The sequence below is a fragment of the Enterovibrio calviensis DSM 14347 genome (assembly GCF_000621165.1).
Taxonomy (GTDB): Bacteria; Pseudomonadota; Gammaproteobacteria; order Enterobacterales; family Vibrionaceae; genus Enterovibrio; species Enterovibrio calviensis.
Genome location: NZ_JHZA01000001.1, coordinates 810425 through 833034, shown reverse-complemented (window position 1 = coordinate 833034; position 22610 = coordinate 810425). Strand labels below are relative to the sequence as shown.

Below are 22610 nucleotides of genomic sequence, written 5' to 3'. Positions count from 1 at the left end.
CACGATTGGAAACAAAAACGGCGCTGTCATACAGCGCCGTTTTTCATTGTGGTGATATCAAGGATGCAGAAAGCGAAGCTTCCTAGCCGACCGCCGAGAACTGCACCAAATACGTAGAAAGCGGCGGCCAGAATGCAATGATCATCCACGCGACCATGAGTGCAAACAGATACGGCAGTACATATTTCACAATGGTGAAATACGGTATTCCCGTTATTCCGCTGGCGACATAAAGGTTCAACCCATAAGGCGGCGTAATAAAGCCAATGGCATCCCCGACCAAAAAGATGACTGCAAAGTGGATAGGATCAACCCCCACGCTGTAGGCAATCGGCGCAAGAATTGGCGCAAGAATGATAGTGTTTGGCAGGCTTTCTAACACCGTTCCGGCCAACAGCACCAGCATCATGCAGGCAATCAACACAAAGGTGGGGTCGCCAATCGCAGACATCCACCCACGTACCACTTCGCCCGCACCCAATAGGGAAAGCAACTGCTGCATCACCACAGACACCGCAATCAATGGCGCTAGCATGCCCGTGATTTGCCCTGAGCGTAGTAAGATGTTCGGCAGCTCACGCAGTTTGATTTGGCGCGTGATGAGTACGCCCGCTATCAAACAAAACCCGACAGTGACACCCGCCGCTTCTGTGGGTGAGAACGCACCAGAATAAATGCCGTAAATCACGATACCGATGGCGATGATACCAAGGTAGGCTTTTAAGCCCGTTTTAAGAATACGCTTGGGTTCAAATTTGATTAAATTCCCCCAACCGTTTTTCTTACAGACCAAGTAACACGCTAACTGCATGGCGATCACCATGAGTAAACCCGGTAGCATGCCCCCAACGAACAAGTCACTGATAGAGAGATCCAGCAGGAAGCCATAAACGATAAAAATGATGCTTGGCGGAATGATGATCCCGACCGTACCGCCTGCCGCAGCAGTGGCAGCAGCGAATCGTTCATCATAATTGTTCTTCGCCATTTCAGGTTGCATGATGGAGCCGATCGTCGCCGTCGTCCCCGCGTTCGAACCGGAAATGGCCGCGAACATGCCACAAGCACCAATGGTCGCCATGCCCAAGCCGCCTCTCACCCATCCCAATATGGAATACGCAAAATCCGACATTCGCTTGGCAATGCCCGCGGCGTTGATCAAATCCCCCGTCATAATGAACAGCGGCAACGCCAGCAAGCCAAAGAAATTCAAGCCTTCGAACAAGGTCACGCCAATATTGGCAAGGGTAAAGTCGATAACCAAACTACAACCAACCACCCAAAACCCAATCACGAGAAAAATGGGAACGCCGATAATAAAAAGCAGTGTCACGCTAAGAGAGATCAGCGTGATAAGTGTGCCGTCTTCCATATTCTGCTCCTAATCCAGTAACGACGCTTGAAGCACAAACGGCTCTTTACGTTGATATTGCTTAATGTCTTTGGCCAAATTTTGCAGCACGCGGATAATAATCAGCACCCATGCTAGCGGCGTTGCTAGATAGAACCACCACTCCATAACATCATCAGTGCCCCCCACAATCGCGAAGTTGTCATAAGCGATATAGGTTTGATTGGTGGCGTGATAAATCACGATGCCTGCAAAGGCAATCCAAAGCACCGCGTCTAACACCAGACAGCAAAATTGAAGGCCATAAGAGAGTCGGCCACGAATTTCTGTTAAGGCTAAATGTGTGCGTTTTTTGATGTTGTACGAAGCACCAAACCAGGTGACCCAGAGAAAAAGCAACACGGGTACGGTGGTGCTCCATGGCACTTGTTGGTTGAACAAAAACCGCCGAACAACCTCTACGAAAATAATGCCAGCCATACTTGAATAGGTGATCAAGATGATGACCTTTTCCGTGTTTTCATCTAACCATTTGAGCAAGGTGTGTAGCGGTTTCATGCTGACCTCACAGATCTTGGAGTAAAGACACGCACAGGCCTGTTTACGGATGTGTTTTCACATCCGCAAACAGACGCTACGCGACCATTATTAGCTCGTCCACCAGCGTTGTGGTGGCACATTGACAGCGGAAGTATCGCGAGGGATTTCTCGCGCAATGTCGTAGATTTCTTGGTAGGTATCGTGACCACCTGACCACTTGTTCAAGCGATCGCGCCATTGCTCCCAAGGTTCAGGATTAAACTCTGGCGAACACATTTCCTCAGCTTTACGCAGTTCGGCGTCAGACAAGGTGGCAACACGGGTGTTGTTTTCCGCGAAAATAGTGCCCGGTCTTGGTGGGTTTGTCGCACCAACAATGTCTGTGAGCGCGGCTTCATTCATGCCCTGTGTGAAGATTTGCGCGACATACGCTGACTCCATCACGTCGTCTTGAAGATCTGACCCCAGCTTGTCGAACACCGGCAAACTCATCGCCGTGTGTTCTGTCCCCGAGAAGAACTTGAGATCAACACATTGCGATACCACAGGAGACATGCCTGCATACGCTACTGCGCCCATCCAGGTTTCAGCACCGTCGATCAAGCCTTGTTTCAAGCCATCGAGTGTCTCTTCCCAGGCAATTGGGACAGGGTTGAGGTTCATCAACTGCATGGCGATGCGCCCAAGTTGCGTGCCCGTGACACGGTTTTTTGTTCCAGCAAGTTGATCGATGGACGTTACCAATGGCTTGTCTTTCCATTTCAAGCCAAGTTGAATGCCTCGTAACTCGCAGTGGGTAAACAAGAATTGCAATTTATGACGCTGGCGCAGGGGCTCTCTAAACAAGGGTTCACTTTTCTTACTGTAGAAAAAGTGAAATTGCGCAGCGCGGGATGGGAACATGTAGGCGTAATCCAACACATTGAGATACGGTGCGCCCCCTGCCGAGTTTTGGGTCGACGCCGAATACATGTCAACGATGCCCTGCTGTGTTTTCTTCACGCAATTGGTTTGACCGCAGATTTGGTTACTACCAATAAACTCAACGCGAATCGCGCCGTTTGTCCGTTGTTCAAGGTCTCTCGCGAAAAAAAGCTGTGCCGATTTTTGAATATCGAGGTTTTTCTCGTTAAAGCCTGACGCTCCAAATTTCAGCTGAAACTTTGGCGCGACAGAATAGCGTTCGCTCTGTGTGTTTTCAGCGGCTCTCGCCAGCGTGGATACGGTGGCTCCTACTCCCAATGTACCCGCCGCGATCAGGGTTGATGTCATCCCAAAATGGGCGGACACCTTCATAAAATCCCTTCTCGTGAGTATCTCCCGATTTTTGCTCATGCTCGCACTCCTTTGTGTTGGCTTTCGCTCAAACGTTTACGCTGGCATGCCGACATTTGCGTTTTCATACAAAGCGGTCTGTGTTCACTCATCGCGCTCTGAAATCCAAGCAATCCAACGTTCAGTCGATAGATTTGCCCTTGGTTCGTCATCATTCTCCAACCGTGGAAATGTTAATGGCTGGTTAATTTTCGAACCGGACCATTCCATTTATGGCATAGAAAAACCAAAATTCAAGCCTTGACTATGAAAATCGAGATAACTAGTCTCATATTTCAATGTTTGAGAATTTCCAAGTTTGGATTGAGTCGAGAGGATGTCGCCTTGAATTCATGACATCTACTAGCAGACAGGGAGAAGGGAAAAGATGGGATTATCTTCAAATCATTACGATTTTATCGTTGTCGGTGCGGGATCAGCAGGGTGTGTACTCGCCAATAGGCTGTCCGAAAACCCTTCCATTCGGGTACTTTTGATAGAAGCAGGCGGGAAAGACAACAATCCTTGGTTGCATATCCCGGTGGGATATTTCAAAACCATGCATAACCCAAAAACAGACTGGTGTTATGTCACGGAACCAGATCCGGGTATTAATTCACGCCAGTTACAATGGCCAAGAGGAAAAGTGTTAGGGGGTTCTAGCGCACTCAATGGCCTGTTGTATGTCCGCGGACAAGCGGAAGATTACGATCATTGGGCCGCATTGGGGAACCGAGGCTGGTCTTACCAAGAAGTGCTTCCCTACTTCAAAAAATCCGAAGACCAAGAGCGCGGATCCGATGATTATCACGGCGTAAACGGTCCACAAAAAGTCAGTGATTTACGATTACGCCGCCCCATTGCAGACCACTTTATCAACTCAGCCATCAAGCTCGGTATACCCTACAACCCTGACTGCAACGGTGAAGTTCAAGAAGGTGTTGGTTACTTCCAACAAACGGCATACAAAGGCTTTCGTTGGAGTACCGCTAAATCCTTCTTACGCCCCGCGAAGCACAGGAAAAATTTGGATATTCTCACCCGTCATCATGTCTCCAAAGTGCTGTTCGAAGGCAAGACCGCCATTGGCGTTGAAGTGCTCAAAGACAACGTAAAGCAGCAAATCATGGCAAGTCGCGAAGTGATTTTGAGCGCGGGTGCCATTGGTTCGCCGCAATTGCTTCAACTCTCTGGCATTGGCCCGTCTTCGTTGCTTAATGAACTCAACATTCCGGTATTGCATGACCTAGCGGGCGTCGGCGAAAACTTGCAAGATCACCTGCAAGTCCGATTGGTTTTCAAAACCAGCGAGCGAACCTTGAACGATGAATTAAACAGTCTCATAAAACGCGTCATGGTGGCGCTACAATACCTCTTCAATCGCACCGGACCACTGACATTGGCAGCAAGCCAAGTGACCATTTTCACCCAATCTTCCTCCAATCTCACACGCCCAGATATTCAATTTCACATGCAACCTCTGAGCGCCGATAAACCGGGAGACGGCGTACACCCTTTTTCTGCGTTTACCGCGTCAGTGTGTCAACTTCGCCCTTACAGCCGAGGGAGTGTAAAAATCACGTCGACGGATCCCCTCGCACACCCTGCCATTCAACCTTGCTATCTTTCGGATGAACGCGACCAAACGGTGATTATCAATGCGATTAAAGTGGCACGAAGGATCGCCAGCACACCGCCACTTTCGGAGCATGTGCTAAGTGAATATGTGCCTGGAGAGAAATACCAAACTGATGAAGAATTATTAGTCGCTGCGCGAGAATACAGCCAAACCATTTATCACCCTACGAGCACCTGCAAAATGGGCATCGATGACATGGCTGTGGTGAACCCAAGGCTGCAAGTGCACGGCGTGGAGAATTTACGTGTGGTTGACGCATCGATAATGCCCGAGATTGCCTCTGGCAACACCAATGCGCCAACGATCATGATCGCCGAAAAGGCATCAGAGATGATTTTGGAAGACAACGATATCCCGCATTAGGTTTCGTCGCCATTGCTTCTTACTCGTCGGTAATACCGAATTCAGCCACCGCCAAACGCTGAGCGGCGCGACGCAGCAGCGGCAAATACTGCCTGAGTTCTTCCGTCGTTTTTCTGGCCGATGGCGCATGAACTGCCACGGTAAAAGCAACGCGGTTATCGTTATCAATCACGGGAACAGCAAGCGCGACCATATCATCAAGGAATTCGCCTGAATCCATGCCGACCCCATCTTCGGCGATCTTCGCTAAATGGGTTTCTAGCTGATCGATATCCGTGATGGTTTGAGCAGTTTCGCGTGTTAATGGCATACTTTTCAACAATCGCTTACGTGCAGTCGGTTTCATGTCCGATAGGAACAATTTGCCAGAGGCCGTGCAATGCAATGGATAGTGCGTACCGACTGGCAAGTGAATACGATATGGCCAGTTGGTTTCGACGCGTTCTAAATACAGAATTTCATAGCCGTCCAAAATGGTGAGGTTACAGGTTTCCCCTATCTCGTCCGATAGTTCTTTAAGAATGGTGTAACGGTGCACATTGATGGAGGAATTCTTGAGCGTGTCTCTGGCCAAATCCCGTAATCGAGGGCCAGCCGTAAAGCGCTTACCATCAGGCTCTCGCTGCAGTAGCCCCTCTTCTTCCAGCTGTTGCGCGATGCGGTGAACGGTTTGTTTTGGAAGATCCAACTCTTCGGCAAGATAAACACTAGAGAGTGGCTTGTCTGCTTTCACAATCTTTTCAAGGATATGAAAGCCACGAATAAGCGTTGATTGTGTTTCCTTCATTCTACCCTTCCGTTTGTCGTTTGTTCTTTATAGGAACGTGATAAATGAAACATCAAAGTATCTTGATTTTATTAAGCATCGATAAAAATCGCCAACTCGCATCCATTAATTGAGACATTGAGTCCTGAATGTTCACGAAATCATATTGGATAAGCATGCCATTAAACACCGCATTGCGATGTACTTTTATTTCATAGAAAGAACAGGGAGAGGATGAGAGCAAATTAAGACGTATACCCAAGTAACCTGAAGATGGCCTCCCTTCGGGTTGCTTGGGTATATATGGTTAAGCGCTAACGACCTGATATCAAGCCGATAGTACCGCGTGCCATACAGCTAATCATCAAGATTCCTGTTTGTCACACAGTCTGTTCATTAATTGAAGTACTTTCCGCTATTGAATCGACGAAGCGCCATTTTTACGACCCGCGCTGGCCTTATTTGTATACCCAAGTAACCAGTAGCAGAGCAGCCCAATACACAGCCCCCAGAAAGCACTGCCGATACCGAATAGATTCGTGCCAGACGCCGTAAACAGAAACGTAAGCAGTGCTGGCTCTCGATGCTGAGTGTCTGCCATCGACACCGCTAAGCTGTTCATTAGTGTAGGCATCACCGCAAGACCTGCAATCGCAATGACAATCGCGGCAGGAACGGCGCTAAATAGAGAAACAAATGACATACCCATGATGCCCGCTAACAGGTAAAACACACCCATAGAAATCCCGGCCATGTAACGTGTCTTAGGGTTTTCATCCGCATTTGGCCCCATACAAATTGCGCCAGTGATTGCGGCAAGATTAAAAGCAAAGCCACCAAACGGCGCCAATAAAAGACCTGTCACACCAGTGGTTGTGATCACTTTGGACGAATCAACGTCATAACCATTCGCTTTCAATACCGCGAATCCCGGTAAGTTCTGAGAGGCCATGGTCACGATAAACAATGGTATTCCAACACTGATCAACGAGAAAAATTCGAAATCTGGCGTCATGAATACAGGAACGGTGACACCCAAGGTCACCGCACTTACATCTAATTTCCCCATGCCAATACACATTCCCAGTGCGATGATGAAAATACTGGGAACCAGTAAGTTACCTAACCAAGTTCTTGCCACTATAAACACCGCCAGCATGACAAAGACTACGAGACCCTCTTCAGCTAATGACGAGAACAAGCCCAATCCAAATTGCAGTAAAATGCCCGCTAACATGGCAGATGCTATCGCTGTTGGTATTTGTTTTAGCACTCGCTCAAATATTCCCGCTAATCCGACTATCGTGATTAATGTCGAACTAAACAAAAATACGGCAATTGCCTGATTCATTGTCAGCCCTTCAAGGGATGTAATTAACAATGCCGCACCAGGTGTAGACCACGCTGTGACGATAGGTTTCTTATAGCGATATGAGAGCGCTATGGTGGTTGCGCCCATACCAATCCCTAACGCCCAAAACCATGATGCGACCTGCTCTTCAGTGGCACCGGCACTCATCGCAGCTTGGAAAATTATCGCTGCAGCACTCGCATAACCAATGAAAACGGCGATAAAACCCGTGCTTACATGGGAAAGTTTTAGCTTTGTCATGTTAATTCGTCTCTATGTGCGTTATAACGTCCACCTAATCAACCTAGCATCCGTGCGCTATAGCGCACAAGTTATTTGTTGAGAAAATATGCAAACAGAAATCAAAGTCGGTGATCACTTAAAGCGTCTTCGTAAAGAAAAAGGCTGGAGCTTGGATACAGCAGCGAAAGCTACTGGGGTGAGCAAAGCAATGCTGGGTCAAGTTGAGCGTGGAGAATCCAGCCCAACCGTAGCAAAACTTTGGCAAATCGCTTCGGGGTTCGATGTGTCATTTTCGAGTTTTATCACGACCAGCTCCAACAATGAGCTCACCAGTCTTTTCAGAGATGCGAACGAATTAAGACGTGAGGAATACAATGTTGGATTTTTTGTCAGCTTGTTGTTTCCTTTCGAACCCGCACTAGGTTTTGAGATATTTGAACTGACCCTCGCCCCCAATTATCAGCATGAATCTGAGCCTCACAACCTTGGCGTTACCGAACACATCCTGTGTATTTCTGGCGAAATGGCAGTATTGTTTGATGGTGAGTGGCATACATTACGTGCAGGACAAGCCGTACGCTTCAATGCTAACCAAACCCATGGCTACAAAAACATGGGTGAGGTAAATGCTGTTTTTCATAACGTTATTCACTACCCTGATATCCCCAAGTAACCTGAAGACGCTCGGGTATAATCTTATTTAAATTTAGTGAGTTGAATGTAGACAAATCGCGAGATTACAAAAAACGTGTTTGTTGAGATAACCAACTTTCAAGGAAACAAAAAAAGCCGCTGATTCTCATCAGCGGCTTTTCATATAACCATTCGGTGTCGTTACTTACTTAGCAAAGCTAGCCGCTTGTGAAGCGATAACGAACTCTTCGTTGGTTGGGTTTCTATTCGTATCGCATGAATAAACAAGTTACAAAGATGACATACTCCGCTGTCAAACCAAAAACCTGAAAAATCGTGATGAATATCACACATCCAATTGCGGGATTTTTTCGCTATCTACCAAGTATATACCCGATCAATAGATTACTTCGCCATACCCCAATCTTAACTCCATGTTCAACACAGAATTAGACTTGCATATAAAGCTTAAGCGTTGATATCGAGATCATCCACGAGCGAGCAGTAAATATACAAATGTCTCAAAAGCAACTCCGATATACCAATGATAGAATTGTTTAACTCCAACACAAATACAACAGTTCATTTTCCCTTAGGACCAAAAAAAATCCAGATACTTATCGCAAATACCATCAAATAAAAACCTATAAAATCTCACATATAAAACGCCACATGAAAAATATATATACAGAAGAATTAAACATCTTTTAGAAACATAAAATGCCATTACAAATAAAGAATTCAGTCTTAGTTTATGATTCCCCATAACAATCGATAATTATATAAATCATTTGATCGAGAGAAGTTGACAATATCATCAGCAGGTACAAATATTATCAAACCTCCTCTCCACCTAGGCATATGCTACAAAATGAATAGTTTAATTTATGTTTCTTATTTTTCCGCCAATATAATTATGACTTTTGTTCTAATTTGGGGTTTAAAAGTAATAATACAAACAGCCACTCACAAAGAGCCAAATAGCCAATCGCTTCTTCAGCAATCAATATCTGAAAAAGTACTCCCTCAGAATAAAAACGACTCTGATACAGGTGACGCAAAAGAACACTCCACCAGCATTGGCAGCTTCAGCAGAACGGCAGGTGCGTTTGGAGCAATGGCTCTTGCGGCTGCAACCATCGGTATTTCCTATTGGCTTATCTATGCATTGTTTTGTCAGGACAGTGAATCTATATCAGAGTCTTTGACCAGTGTCGGATATTTCTTTTTAGCAGGTTCTGCGCTCTTCGCACCCTATGCGTTCAATCAGCTGTCGTCACTTTTTAAAGTTGGATGAACATCAAAACCAAGCAGAAAATCGTAGCAATCTCATAGAATTAGTGGTGCATTGATGCCGAAAGATATCATCATTCCTAAAGAGCAGCGAAGCGAGTCTTTATTCGAAGGCAGCTATCCGACCCAACGTAAAGCTAAAGCACTGAAAGGGTATGCTGGGGAATATCGTGGTTACTACCCTCCCTCTGGTGGTTTGGATTGGAGACCCAAATCCAGCCAAAGAGGAGGGAGAAACGAAGGCAAACATAACGGTGTCGACATATATACTGGCTATGGGCCATTCCCGGTTGAAACTCCTATTCTATCCGCTACAGATGGAAAACTGACACTAATATTCGATGACCAAAAGCCTAACGCTTTGGGGAATCGTGCTGCCATCGTCACTACACTAAATGGTAAAGAGCTTCACTTCCGTTATGGTCATTTGTCGCGCTTTGCCAGAGGCAGTGGAGATGTAAAGAAAGGTGAAATCATCGGTTATGCTGGATGTACAGGAAATGCTGATACTAAAGGGGAATGTAGCGAAGACGGCCCTTGCGGAATAACCTCCTGCCATGTCCATCTCACTATCGCCCTTAATGGCAGTTTTACGAAAGAAAACACACCAGACCCTATACCAATATTGGGCTGGAAGTTGGACTACAAAAATGGCAGCCATGCAAAATGTGGAGATATCTCTGGGCTCAAATGGGTGCCACCAAGACCAGCAGGCAGGCTAATCGCTTGGGGCGTACTTAAACACCAGAGGGAAAGAACGCCTTCTGGCAGACAAAAAAGAAAACCACTTGCTGCGCCATTTCAATATATCGCTTTTGACGACACGCGCCGCCTTTTACACGCAGTAGCCGCCTATCAAAATCTGCAATCTAGAATCGCCAATCAAAAGACTACTCACCACGCAGCCGAATCGAAAAGAAAGACCACATTTGGAGATGATTTAAAAAAGTATATGCGTGATGTTTGGCGCGGCAAGATAGACGCCCCAATGAGAGCGCTTCAACCGCAAAGGGTATCACACACTCGCGTACTCGACACATTAGGTAAAGAAATCCAAGATATCCGCTCAAATAACACCACACCTCTCGGCGGTTCAGTTACTCGAGCGCTATTGGTAGGTGCTCATGCACTTGGGTATTTAATGGGCGGTGCGTCAATTCGCGCTGGAATGAGCAACCGGCGATTAAGAGACCTTGGTACAAAGAAATTGCCGGTTCCGACGAAAAGTTCACTACCCTCTTGTGGGTTGGGAGTGAATGGGCATGCAATTCTGGTAGCCACTGATCAGGCTCAAGTCGCTTTTCATATCGCGACTTTGAAGGGATCTCTTCCTCATGGCCCCTCTTCGTCAAAAAAAGAGCAAGACATAACGGCTGTATCTTTGGATTTCGGCACTACATCGGGCATGCAAGCCATTTGGCCTTTGGACTTGACGACTATTTTGGGGCCGAGTGTTGAAGAGCGCGATAACTCTCGCGCTGAGAAATTTTGTCAACGCATCAAAGCCTGCGTACTTTTATTTTACACTGCGTATAGTCACGCATATCGACACTCAGCATCCCTCTCACTCTCGCAAGATGACTCTACTTTGCATCGTCGAGAATTAGCGAAATCGAAAACTCTTGACGCTTTAACGAAGTTGCAACGTGGACTGCAACAGATATACCAGGATTTCTTTGCGCCTGCCTCAGTACAAAATACCCAAACCCGCCTAGACGACGCAGATCTCGATATCATTCTCACTGGGCTTTTGGAATTAAACCAGTCCCTACTCAGCGCAGCAGTCAAAAGATCACGAGAAACGGAGAGAGAGGATCAGCCTCTCATCTCACCTCGACTCTATTTCCTCAAATTACTCATCGATAAAGATGCGGAGAATTCACAATGACCTTTGATATTTTTCACGGTGAGTGCGAGTTGATTTCTCCGGCGGACTTTGGTAGTGAGAAACTGACTATTTCCATATCATTAGATTCAGATGAACCAAATCGTAAAAAGATTTGGTTCCAGTGTATACATACTGAAATTAAGTCGCAGACGTTCGAGCTCGAGTTGAAAGAAGAACATACGCTCACAGAAGCCAACCTTGGTACTCAAAGCACAACACTTACCATTGAAGATACATCCAAGTTTAGCAATCACGGCATTGCAGGCTTAACCCTGTTTGATGCAACTCTTGAGCGCGTATCCATTTCACTTCGAATGGCACAACCTAATGGAGGGTGGACGGAAAAGGCCCCTTTTTTAGAGATGGAAGCGTGCTGGAAGATAAAGGGGACACTATCAGGCAACGAAACAATTCGTAATCCAGAAGAAGATGATGACAGCGACAAAATGAAAATTGATGCCATAGCCAGTGCTGAGGTTCTTGTATGCTCTGGTTTTGCTTGCCTTACTCCCCCTACGTTAGTTTTTGGTAACTTTCGTGTCGATGATATCCTCGTTCGTTTGCGTTTAGACAGTTTCCCCATTAGCACCGGCTGGCTGCCAATCCGGCTTTTTGATGTGTCGGGCATGTCCCCACTGCACTTAAATGGCTTTGGTCGATGGTTTGCTGAATTAGTGGGCGTATCACTTCCCATATTCCAAGATCAAGATGTTCAGTTGCCTGACTGGCGGTTCGATTTGCCCGTTGACATTGACCTACCCCTTGGCCTGAAAGTCAAAACGAGCGAGTTACGCCTCCAAAAAATTGGAAACGCAGGAAACCAATATGCGGTGACTGCACGGCTTGAACATCTGTTGGTGATGTGGAACAAGACACAAATAGCCGACTGGCAAGACTTTCAAATGATTGTTCAGTATCAATCACCCAATAAATATGAAATTTTTGTACAACTTGTAGAAGACTATTTCCCGAAACAAGACAAAAACATTAAAACCGACGCCAAGGGCAATTCATACACTAATTATGGCACTGACCTGTTGCCATTTAATGCGCTTAACGTGTCCGCACAATGTTGGTATATTCGCGTTGGTCTTTACTCTGAGGGAGAAATAAATGACCTTGGGCCACTTTGTGTCGATGTGCTGCTGGAAATAGGTGGCCTGAAAATAACCAGCGACCTGTTCGATTCTAAAAACACACTCTACGAAACAGATCTCCGTTTACACACACGAAACTTCCATGTGCTTACCAAAGATCCGGGTGGGAAGTATACGCCCACCACCTATTTCAGCGGTTTACCAGACAAACTTCCAACCAAGGTTTCAGATTTCTTCTCACCCTATGAACAAGCTTACATAAAGATTCACACCGATTTGCACAAGACCTTTACTTTCGCCAGAGACTTGAGCGAGCCGCTGCCGGATAAAACCTCTGATAACGACCATGGTATTAAATTTATTGCTGGGGAGTTTCGTAAAAGCGAACGGCTTTATCTCGCTTGGTCACAGGTGGGGGGGCAGTTTCTTGATGCACTCAGCCATAGCCTTTTCTCAACGCCACCAGCCGGCACTCCACCCCGAGAGGCAGAAAAAACGCACCTTGCACTCGAAGTGGCGTGGTTTGGGGATGACACCCAAATTCGGTTGGATTGGCTCGACAGTGCAAAGCCAATCAGTCGACAACAAGCACAAGCCAGTCAAATTTGGACCCCCATAACGGGCAGCAAACCACTGCAGTATGAACTCAAATATCAGGCAGGAAGCACAGTTCAGCTGCCTCATGATGGAAAAGGAGTTGCACTCACCCCCATTCCCACTGCAAATGAACCCATACAAATCGTATTACCTGGCCTGAAATTCGACTTCGCCCGTCCCAATGCTCGCTCTCTCATTCTGCGGCATGAGGGCAATCAAGATAGCCTTGCTTACTTGTTCCATTACGAAAAACCAGAAGGAGATACACAGTTCACGGCCCAGGTTGCGCGAGCCGAAATCGGCTTTTCGCTCAACGATCCTGACAGCGGCCAACGGGATGTAATGAGTAGCAATAGAGAAAATGACGAAGCCTTTATTACCTTCGCAGTGGGACACGGTTTAAACAAAGCAACGGCTATTCGGATCCTCGGAATAACAGGAGGTGGGCGCTTACGCATTGCTGACACCTTATCTTCACAAGTTGAACCACCTATTATCCTTGCTAAAGAAGCAGCTAATAACGCCTCGTGGGAACATGGTTTCCCCCCGCCTTTACCGCCGGCCTCACCCGTTGTTTCACTCGGCTATAATGACTTTTCCACCCCCACATTTGGTCAAGATAGCTGGCAATACTCCATAAAAATACAAGCGCTGGATAGCCTGATGAACCTCTTTGGCAGTGACCAAAATGCGTCACCTGCCAAACTTGCATCAATCAAAAGGGTCATCTACGAAACACAAACCGATGACATATTAATAGAAACAGAGATTGCACTTACCTTGAGTGCGCTTGGCGACGGTTCTGGCACAAATCAGCTATCTGGCACTGTGCTGTTTCGTTTCGACCCAGCAGATTGTGCACTCAGTATTGAGGGCACAACTACCCTCACTCTTACGCAAGAAATCGAAAAAAACGGTTACGTTTGGGTTAAAAACACCTCACTACCAGAACCCAATAAAAGCGAATTTCGTTACTGGTCCAAACCCATCAATGCTCTTGGATTGAAGTGCTATCTCATTAAGCGCTTTACCAGAGAACTGCCAGAGTCAGTAAACACAATGGAGTGTCTGACTCTGAAAATTGATGGTGGGCGTCTATCTGTCGGCTTGGCAGAGAATGTGGATATGTTAGTTCGGTATGAGGGCTTCGGCCGTGATTCACTAAACTTCCTTGTTGAGACATTTGACCTCGGTCCCGGAGGCCTATCGCTCAGCGCCAAGCTCATTCTTTCTCCATTCCGCGTCAAAGGTCTTAACGCGCCGTTCCTGCTGAAACATGCAAGACTTGAGATCGTAAATAACCAATTGGAAATGCTCAGCGTCGCAGCTAATGGCACGTTACCAAAATTGCTTGATGAAGCCCCCATTTCGTTGAGCGTCACCTTTATCCAGAAAGAAAAACGCATCGAACTCGATGAACTCATTTGTGAGCTTGGAGCGAAAGGCGAACCGATATTCTCCCGAGGCACACGCTTCAAGTTCGAAATTAGTGTTCTTGAGCTTCGGTACAGTGGAACCGGTGCTGAACGTAACTTCTTTTTCGAGATTACCGGCTCCGCGCAATTTACCCCCAATGAGAATGAATTCAGCAACGGCTTGCTCGAAAACCTTAAATCCGTGCGGTGTGATTTTGTTAAAGCCCCACTTTCCGATGATTTTGCCAATGAACTGAAGGTGATGGTTGAGCTCAACGAGCCCGTCACCTTCAATATATATAACCTATTCAGAATGGAAATTCGTTCTATCGGTTTCGAACCCCAGTTTGATGAATTTTCAGAACCTAGTGCTGCGATTGCCATCGGTGGCCAATGCGAATTCGCAGAAATTGGTGATGTGGTCTCCGCTGAAATTGATTTCCACGCTTGTCGTATTGGCTTCCCTCGAGCAGGCGAATCCTTGCCTCAAATTAATTTTGAAGGGTTACGCGTTGAAATCTCATCACCAGAAGGGTTCAGAATTGCAGGGCGTGTCGACCGGTATGAAAGCGATTTAATTCGTGGGTTTGCTGGTGAGGGGACAGTCCAAATTCCCGGCTTTCCAGAACTTTCAGCCGCGTTTTCGTTCGTCAGACTCCGTGAAGATATAAATGCTCCTTGGGTACATGCCTGGTTCGTAGCAATTGAAGCCTCCAAAATGAGTATTCAGGTAGCCCCACTGCCATTTTACCTGCGTCAAATTGGCATGGGCTTTGGCTACCGTTACACCTTGCCTCTGATAAAAACCTTTGAAAACCCAGAGATCAAAACGCTTCAAGAGCTCATTGAAAAGATGCTAAAAGCGCTTGATCAACACCAAACACTTGCGCGAATAGACAGTTGGGAGCCGGACCCAGAAAAAGGCAATCGTTCTGCCCCGTGGACTGTCGCACTCGAATCAGTGATGACAACTGGCACCCAACAAGCCGGACTTTATGACTACAACGCCAAAAATGAAAAGAAATTAAAAACCTTTATCGCACAAATTCTTGCGGCTTTGCGTTCAGACTTCACGCTACTTTCCGCGGCAAAAATATGGTTCCCTGTTAGTGTTGATGACTTCTTTAACGACACGGATGGCATGAGAAGCCGCCCGCTGGCCCGTGGCTTTATGATCTACTCCGCTCCACAACGTCGATTCTTGGTTCACGCTGCCAAGCACGACAATCCTTATCTTGGTAAGCCCAACGACCCATGGCCGAAGGAAATTCACGGTTTATTCAAGAACAGTCACTTCGAAGCGACCATGCTCATAGAACCCGGGCTATTTCATGCAGAGCTCGGGTGGCCCGATCGCCTCATGTACAAATGGTCAATCGGCTCACTTCAAATTGAAGTGAGGGCCGGTGTGCTGATGCGCATAGAGGATGATGCTATTGTTCAAGGCATTTATCTTTCCGCCCGAGGTGGAATGGAACTTTCGGGTGGCGTAAACCTAGGTTTTACTGGTGTTCGGCTAATCGCGCGTGTTGACGTGTTCTTCGCAACACGATTGATGACAGCACTCTATTTATCCCGACCACTCGCATCCAAGCTCTATGGTGAGGTTGGACTCGATCTGTCGGTGCGCTTCAGCGTTCAAGCTTGGCTAAGACTGAAAATTGGTTTTGTGAAAATTAACTTCAACATCCGTTTTTCAGCCTCAGTCCAAATCGTTGTTGGCATGCAGATAGGCTGGAGTGGTATCGGCAATATGGGCTTTAGAGGAAGAGCTACCGTTGTTATTGGTGTGTTTGGACGGTCTCTACGCGCGGGTATTGCCATTGGTTTGAATGAGAATGCAGTGAACAGCGCGCGACAAGCTCTCCTGCCCTACATGTCCTCATTTCTTGCGCCCGGCGAACCACCAAAAGTTCCCGATGGCACTTTATTGGGTCCAAAAGAATCCGGTGCAAAATCACAGCTATCCTCTGCAACAAACGAAGAACAAGGCGAATTACCACAAGGTGAAATAGCTCTTAGCAACGCAATCACCGAGGTACCAGAAAATCAGGTTGAAGCATTATCTCAACAAGCTTCCGATATACCGTTCGAAAAAGAACCGACCGCTCTTGGCGGAGGTGAAGCTGAAACAAACGCAGCGGTAAGCGCACCCAAAGAATTTGATTTTGTTCTTACCCAAGTAAAAGGTATCAAGGCGTCGGGCGAGAAGGTGCGTTATATCTGGATAATGCCAGGACCGAACAACGAATGTTTTTACCCAATTTACGGAAATACATTTCAAAAAAACGATGAAGAAAAAACGACGTGGGTAGATTATGCGACGTTGCGACATACCGAAGGTGTTCGCACTTTCAACCCCACAACTCGCTCGTTCGAAACGACAGATGCAAAAAGCCAATCTGTTGTTCTGAAAACGAAAGTCACCAATGACGATACATCAGCCCCCTACTCGTTGCATGAATTGCTGGCGGCTTGCTACACATTGAAAGTAAATGTTGACGAAGAGAAATACTTCCCTGATAACTACAGCGACCTGAGCAAACTTATTATACCTAAAGAGACAGTAACGTCTGAGCGAATGTCAGACGCCCGCCTCAAGGATGGGGACAAAGCCCTTCGAAACCCGAAACGCGAATTAGACACAAATAACGAATATGATCGGGTGTTGATGGAATCAATTGATGCCGAAGAGCGGCGGCTTCAATCACAGCAGAACCAACAGCAGAACCAGTTGGATGATCAGGCTTTGGGAATGCAAAGCTTCCTTCTGCAAAGCTTCTATGACGATTTGGTGACGCTTGCCAATCAAGGTGTCCATGCGGTTTTGGCTGAAAAAGGACGTCCAACCTTGTTAGATTTGGGTCTGGTTGTTGAAATTGACGACGATGCAGAATCAAGCCATTGGTTAATGCGAATGACGGATGATCCTCAGGCTTTGGCGTTTGATAACAATTTCGTTCTGCCAGGTCGAACACTTTCCAAAGCAAATTCTGAAAAAATTGATACTAATATTGCCTTCCCGTTCTTACTCAATCCTGTCATCGATTTCTATCGACTAAACTTTGCTGCATTCCCTCCCATTTTTAATAACCCCGTGACTTTCCGCGACGAGGAGGTGTTGACCGTTGGTTGGGAGCTGGCATGGGGAGGCGGTATACCCGACCACGCGCCGGGCGCAGACATAAATCCAGAGTCGTATCTAAAATGCTATAACGTTCGGATTTCCGATGGCTCACGAAGAACGTTGATGCAACGCACCACAAAGCCTGCTGACCTATTGGGCGTTGACAACACAGCTAAAAATGGCGAACAGAAACGGCTCGCACCGCGCTATCAAATTACTGTTTCTCTCTCTGAACTGTTTGGTGAGAACTTTCCTGCAGGGCAAATGCTCCAACCTCTCAATGTGACCGTTACCCCTGAAGACCAATCAGGCGGTATCGGTGAAAGTTATACCTTCATGGTTGAATTCGAGCCGACTCTTACGCCGCTTCCAGCGGACAATGCGAGTTGCCTGTTGGACATAGAGTCGAATACAGACGACGGATACATGCCCGTTGCAACAGTGACTTGGACAAAGCCGTTGTTGCCAAGTCGCCCCGGCGTTGCTGGAACGGACGGTTGGGAACTGATTCTGCGCCCTCTCCCCATCGTTCCAATGGGTGCTTACCCCACAGATGCCGTCGAAGAAGAAGAGCGCGGTTTGATGTCAGCCACAGGGCAATCACTTCAAGACGGAGATTTGCTGCTGCATTTAGACAGCATTGAATCTACTGACTCTGAAGATGACCAAGAACGTCGTGACTATACATTTGAAATAAGCAATGGCAGCCTTCAAAAGACCAAATTTATCGACAATAGTGGGAAACAAGTAGACGAAAATCATCCATCCTCTAGCGCTCTCAAAAGCTTTGTTGATTGTGTATCTTGCAATCAACCAGAGGGGCGCGCTTGGCGTTTATATTTAAGGGCGCGACACGAACTTAAGGATGAGAAAACCGATGAGATCATTCACGTGACATACTCGGGCCTTACCCCTGTCCGTTTGTTCGCGACACTATCCAATACAGAGGAAGATACAGGACGAACAGATAATACGCTCGAATCGAGAAAGCGTCCCTTGCCCCATTTTGAATGGCCAACTCTCAGCACACCTAGCAGTATTTTGGCCACCGCCCCCAGAGCGACTGGTGGTAATTTGCACGTTCCAGCACTCCAAAAGTCAGAAAAAGAGCCGCACTTGCAGCTTGAATATATAGCTTCGCCCTCGGGTGCACGAGTGATCTCACTTGATTGGCCGGCCATCGAGGCAAAAGGACGCACAAGCTACGCCGCAACTGCTGAATTTGCTATCTATGCTACAGAGCTGGACAAGCTTGTTAATGCTGATTTATCAGCTGATGATGCAGATGGCTTTGGCGTTGAATGGCATCGCGTTGCCCGAGTGTTACCGGCTGATTTACATAAAACAGCCCAAACTCCAGCTACGTTGGCTGATGCGCAAAACTGGCATCACTGGCCACCTTCATTTGTAGCCACCAAGCGTTGGCAAAAGCACCTTGGGATATCTGATGATGATTCAGCCACCCAGTGGCCTGGATGGTATTCATGGGCCGAATCCTATTTAGAATGGCCGGATCCACTCATTGAAGGTGCAAAAGTGTTAGGTCAAATCTTTGAAACACTGCCACTTAGCTCCGCAGAGATGCTAACTAAACCAGATAGCAACGCTGAGCAAAGACTTGCAGCGTGGTTAAATCTTGGCAGGCAATTGGCGGGTGGAAACACCCACCCCTGGCTTGCACTCATTATTGGGTGGATAGCATCACAGCGTATGGCAGCCTTTGGCAGTAACACGCTCAATTCAGCAGAAGTCGACCAGATTGAAATCATCTCTCCAAAAGCCGCCACTGAAAAACGTGCGACTGATTGGCTTTCATCAAATACCGCTAGCCTTGACCCCTCAGGTTGGAACGCACTGGGACACCTCGGCTTAGGAGTTACACTGTCACTCAGAGATCCTGTAACGGGATATTTGCGAACACAAAGTGAAATTCGTCATCGAATAGATACAGCATGTACTGTGATTAAAAAATATGTTGAACAGCTGAGTAAGGTCTATTCAACACTAAAAAGTGAAATCAATGAGATAGAAAAGCACATAAGCCTCACTGCGCCTATCAAATCGCAGTGGTCCCGCAGAGCATTTGCCGATCAACCCGCGCTCGGTGATGCCGCGCTAAGAATGCTCAATATCGCATTGCATCCCCTTCCTCAACCTTGGGCGGGCAAAGATGGTAAAGACAAGGCAGTAGTGCTTTCAATCACAGTTACCTCAGACTTATTGAACGGAAATGTAGGGAAAACAGCGCTTAAAATTTTCTGGCGAAATCGCCCTCGGAAACCAGAAACGTTGAAAACAGGAGATTCACTCACCGACTTCTTAGATATTGGCGATGACATTTTTGTTCTGGCTAAGCCAAGCTCTACCTCGCCAAGCTGGCCGAAAAACTGGGTAGAAGAACAAGAAAACAAATTCATGTTTACAAAAGGTATAAAACCACACATCTCCCCTCTACCACTGGAAAAAGAACAGAATGGGGACAGTGAAACCAGAAAGTCAGCGTCTCCTTTTGGTACGTTCGATACAGACCATGATGCATGGGTGGATCTATGGCCGTCTTCATACTTTGATGACGAGGACAAAGATGCCCACCCAGTCACACGACACTTTGGGCGGGCGCTGGCATACATAGATCGCGCATTCGAGCCAGAGGCGGATACGCCTCCAGACGAAAGGAAAAAAACCAGGGATACTTTATTAGCCGCAGATAATGCCGTGAAAATGATCATGACCTATCAGACGTGGTCGGCTCGTTTCTTTAATTCAGCACCGCTAAGTATAACTGCGGACAAGCCCCCTTCTTGGTTGGATAACGTTGACCCTCAAACGACAGTGGCAGCCCCAAAAAACGTCGATCCTGTTTATGTAGCAGCGGATGTCGATGGCAGACTCCAGCTCACATTGCCTCTGGAGGAGGAGTGGGCAACCACAAGAAGCTACGCCATTGCAGCGACCGATAGATACGCTCAACTTCGCGCTTCAATGCTTCCGCAACGCGACAGCAAGAATCAGGCACCGTCGCATCCACTTTCAAATGAAACCCTGCGACAGATGCTAACGCCCGAATACAGAGCCGACGTGCATCTGCAGCGTATCAGAAAACTTGAACCACCACAGATCCTTGGTGCGCACCTTGTTCTCATCGAGGATCTACCATACAGCGTATTAAGTGTCGCGAGACATAGCGAAGAATGGTTACACAATGCCAATCTCCCTCTTCGTAGGAAAATTTCATTTGGCGCCACCACCCGCAGCTACTCGCGTAAGCCACTTCAATCTATTGTATCCTGGGGCGCGAAGTTGCATTCCAAAGGCTGGATAGATGTTGTTCCAACCGCGCCCTATAGCGAGCAAAGCGAGCACAACAAAACACCTTCAACCAAGCTTCCTGACTTCAGCGCATTGCGCATGACTCATCTGTCGAGGGTGCCAGCCCTTCGTCGAGGTGGCGACGTACATGTCACCGCAGCCGAACCTTTCTGGTATCTGTCATCAGTAACGCTTGGCGCATATGCTGGCTTAGTGAGAGCTAAAAACAAACAGATCACTTTCCCACCTTCTCAGCCAGTATCAACGAAGCCTTTTAGTGATGAAGGCTCAGATGAAAAACCCAATAACACAGTCTGTAGTATCGAGCGTTCTTGGACGCTTTATGATGTATCGGAATTTGGCACTGTAATTTCGCAGCGAGCGGTAGGTTGGGAGTCTTATGTGGATGATTCAACCATGCAATTCCTTCAACCTCAGGCCTTTGGCATCAAAGTAAGACTGCCAAGGCTTATTGAAAGCTTGCCAAAGGGAACAGCACAGGAAAACGGGATTTACTCTGCCGAAACAATACAATATACCTATGGCAATTTACCTGATCCTGCACTGTCATTGCAGGTAACACACTCTGTTGCTGGTGTTGAAGCGGCCTTACTTCGTATTACCCCGATCAGCAAAGACAGCAAAGACAGCAAAGACAGCAAAGACAGCAAAGATTCTGAAAATGCCCTTTTTGAAGTAAAAATGGTAGATGATTTGTTAGCGCCAGTGCGCATTCTCAGACCTGCACAACCACCAATTCTAGATACTGACACCTCAAATGCGCACGATTGGAACGACGGAATTTACATCTCTGTCCCCATCCATCGTGACAGTATTGCTATCGACGTCGATGAGCATTTTTCACTCCCAACGAAGTTAATAACTTCACCTGAAGACGGAACCGCGAGTGATCATTTCCCTGCAATCGAGAACATGCGCCAACTCTTACCACTGCTAATGCGTTTGAATATTGGCAAAGAACAGGGAAAACGTGAGTTGATTTACACCGATCCGATATACGGTCCTGCGTGGCTTTGTCTCCCACATATCCGTACCGACACCTCTAGATGGATAACCCCAAATGATCTTGCTAGCGGTTTAATGCTGATCGCTGATCCATACCGCAGGCGCGCTGCAGCGCAACTCTGTCTTGATATGAAGAACAAAGCGCACTTACTTTCAGCAGATTCTGATGCTACATACTTATTGCTGGCTCGCGTCTCGGCAGCGAATTTCGTTTATGTGACACCAACCGAAAACACTTTCGATGGTGAAGATGTTGGAAGCGCAAGTTCACTCAAAGAAATCGGCATTGCCGTATGGATAAGAATTAAAGAAGGCGATCACACTGTCTGGTCGGAATACAAAGATGATCTATTGTCGGCTGAAAATGCGCACTTGCTTGTCATCGCTGAACCACGACAAGATGTGGCACAAAAAGATGTATTACGCGCTGTGATCACCAACATATCTGATAACGAAGTGGCGGACGATGTCCTTAGCAAAAACGAGTCTGTTCGGATTACAGCCAAGCAATTTGCTCAGAATGGTTTTCAAATAGCTCCCCTACCAACGCACCTCAACGTCTACGTGCAACGAGGGAACACACCGCGTGAAGTTTGGTGCCATTGCCCTACAAAAACTGAAGACAAAATTTGATATCCGAATCGCATCATAGGAGACG

At 47.0% G+C, this 22610-nt stretch carries 10 protein-coding genes; 5 read left to right on the top strand and 5 right to left on the bottom strand.

All coding sequences use genetic code 11. From position 1 onward, the window contains the following. Positions 1-82: 82 nt before the first annotated feature. The 3 genes from Q365_RS0103600 to Q365_RS0103590 form a co-directional block, all read right to left on the bottom strand. Entirely contained in the window at positions 83-1372 is a 1290-nt protein-coding gene (locus Q365_RS0103600) for a TRAP transporter large permease (protein WP_028022061.1), read from the bottom strand. A 9-nt stretch (positions 1373-1381) separates the two neighbouring features. Beyond that, on the bottom strand, positions 1382-1909 hold the full coding sequence (locus Q365_RS0103595) for a TRAP transporter small permease (RefSeq protein WP_028022060.1): 528 nt from the start codon (positions 1907-1909) through the stop codon (positions 1382-1384). Positions 1910-1999: 90 nt separating this feature from the next. Next, positions 2000-3163: a TRAP transporter substrate-binding protein gene (locus tag Q365_RS0103590; RefSeq protein WP_081796125.1), complete on the bottom strand. Its 1164-nt coding sequence runs from the start codon at positions 3161-3163 to the stop codon at positions 2000-2002. A 430-nt stretch (positions 3164-3593) separates the two neighbouring features. Between Q365_RS0103590 and Q365_RS0103580 the strand changes: the two genes are divergently transcribed. Next, entirely contained in the window at positions 3594-5207 is a 1614-nt protein-coding gene (locus tag Q365_RS0103580) for a GMC family oxidoreductase (protein WP_028022058.1), read from the top strand. A 19-nt stretch (positions 5208-5226) separates the two neighbouring features. Here the strand turns inward: Q365_RS0103580 and Q365_RS0103575 are convergent, their stop codons facing one another. Continuing rightward, complete coding sequence (locus Q365_RS0103575) at positions 5227-5994, bottom strand: IclR family transcriptional regulator (RefSeq protein ID WP_028022057.1); 768 nt, start codon at positions 5992-5994, stop codon at positions 5227-5229. Between the two features lie 394 nt (positions 5995-6388). Next, entirely contained in the window at positions 6389-7585 is a 1197-nt protein-coding gene (locus Q365_RS0103570; RefSeq protein WP_028022056.1) for a benzoate/H(+) symporter BenE family transporter, read from the bottom strand. A gap of 88 nt (positions 7586-7673) precedes the next feature. Here Q365_RS0103570 and Q365_RS0103565 point away from each other — a divergent pair, with 88 nt between their 5' ends. From Q365_RS0103565 to Q365_RS0103550, 4 genes are all read left to right on the top strand, one after another. Then, a complete protein-coding gene (locus Q365_RS0103565; protein WP_028022055.1) occupies positions 7674-8240 on the top strand; it encodes a helix-turn-helix domain-containing protein in 567 nt (188 codons plus the stop codon). 831 nt (positions 8241-9071) lie between these two features. After that, the gene (locus Q365_RS26085) at positions 9072-9497 is read left to right on the top strand and encodes a hypothetical protein (protein ID WP_051563722.1); all 426 of its coding nucleotides are present in this window, start codon (positions 9072-9074) and stop codon (positions 9495-9497) included. A 54-nt stretch (positions 9498-9551) separates the two neighbouring features. Then, on the top strand, positions 9552-11381 hold the full coding sequence (locus Q365_RS26080) for a M23 family metallopeptidase (protein ID WP_051563721.1): 1830 nt from the start codon (positions 9552-9554) through the stop codon (positions 11379-11381). After that, entirely contained in the window at positions 11378-22585 is an 11208-nt protein-coding gene (locus tag Q365_RS0103550; protein WP_028022054.1) for a hypothetical protein, read from the top strand. The genes Q365_RS26080 and Q365_RS0103550 overlap by 4 nt, the downstream gene beginning before the upstream one ends. Positions 22586-22610: the final 25 nt, after the last annotated feature.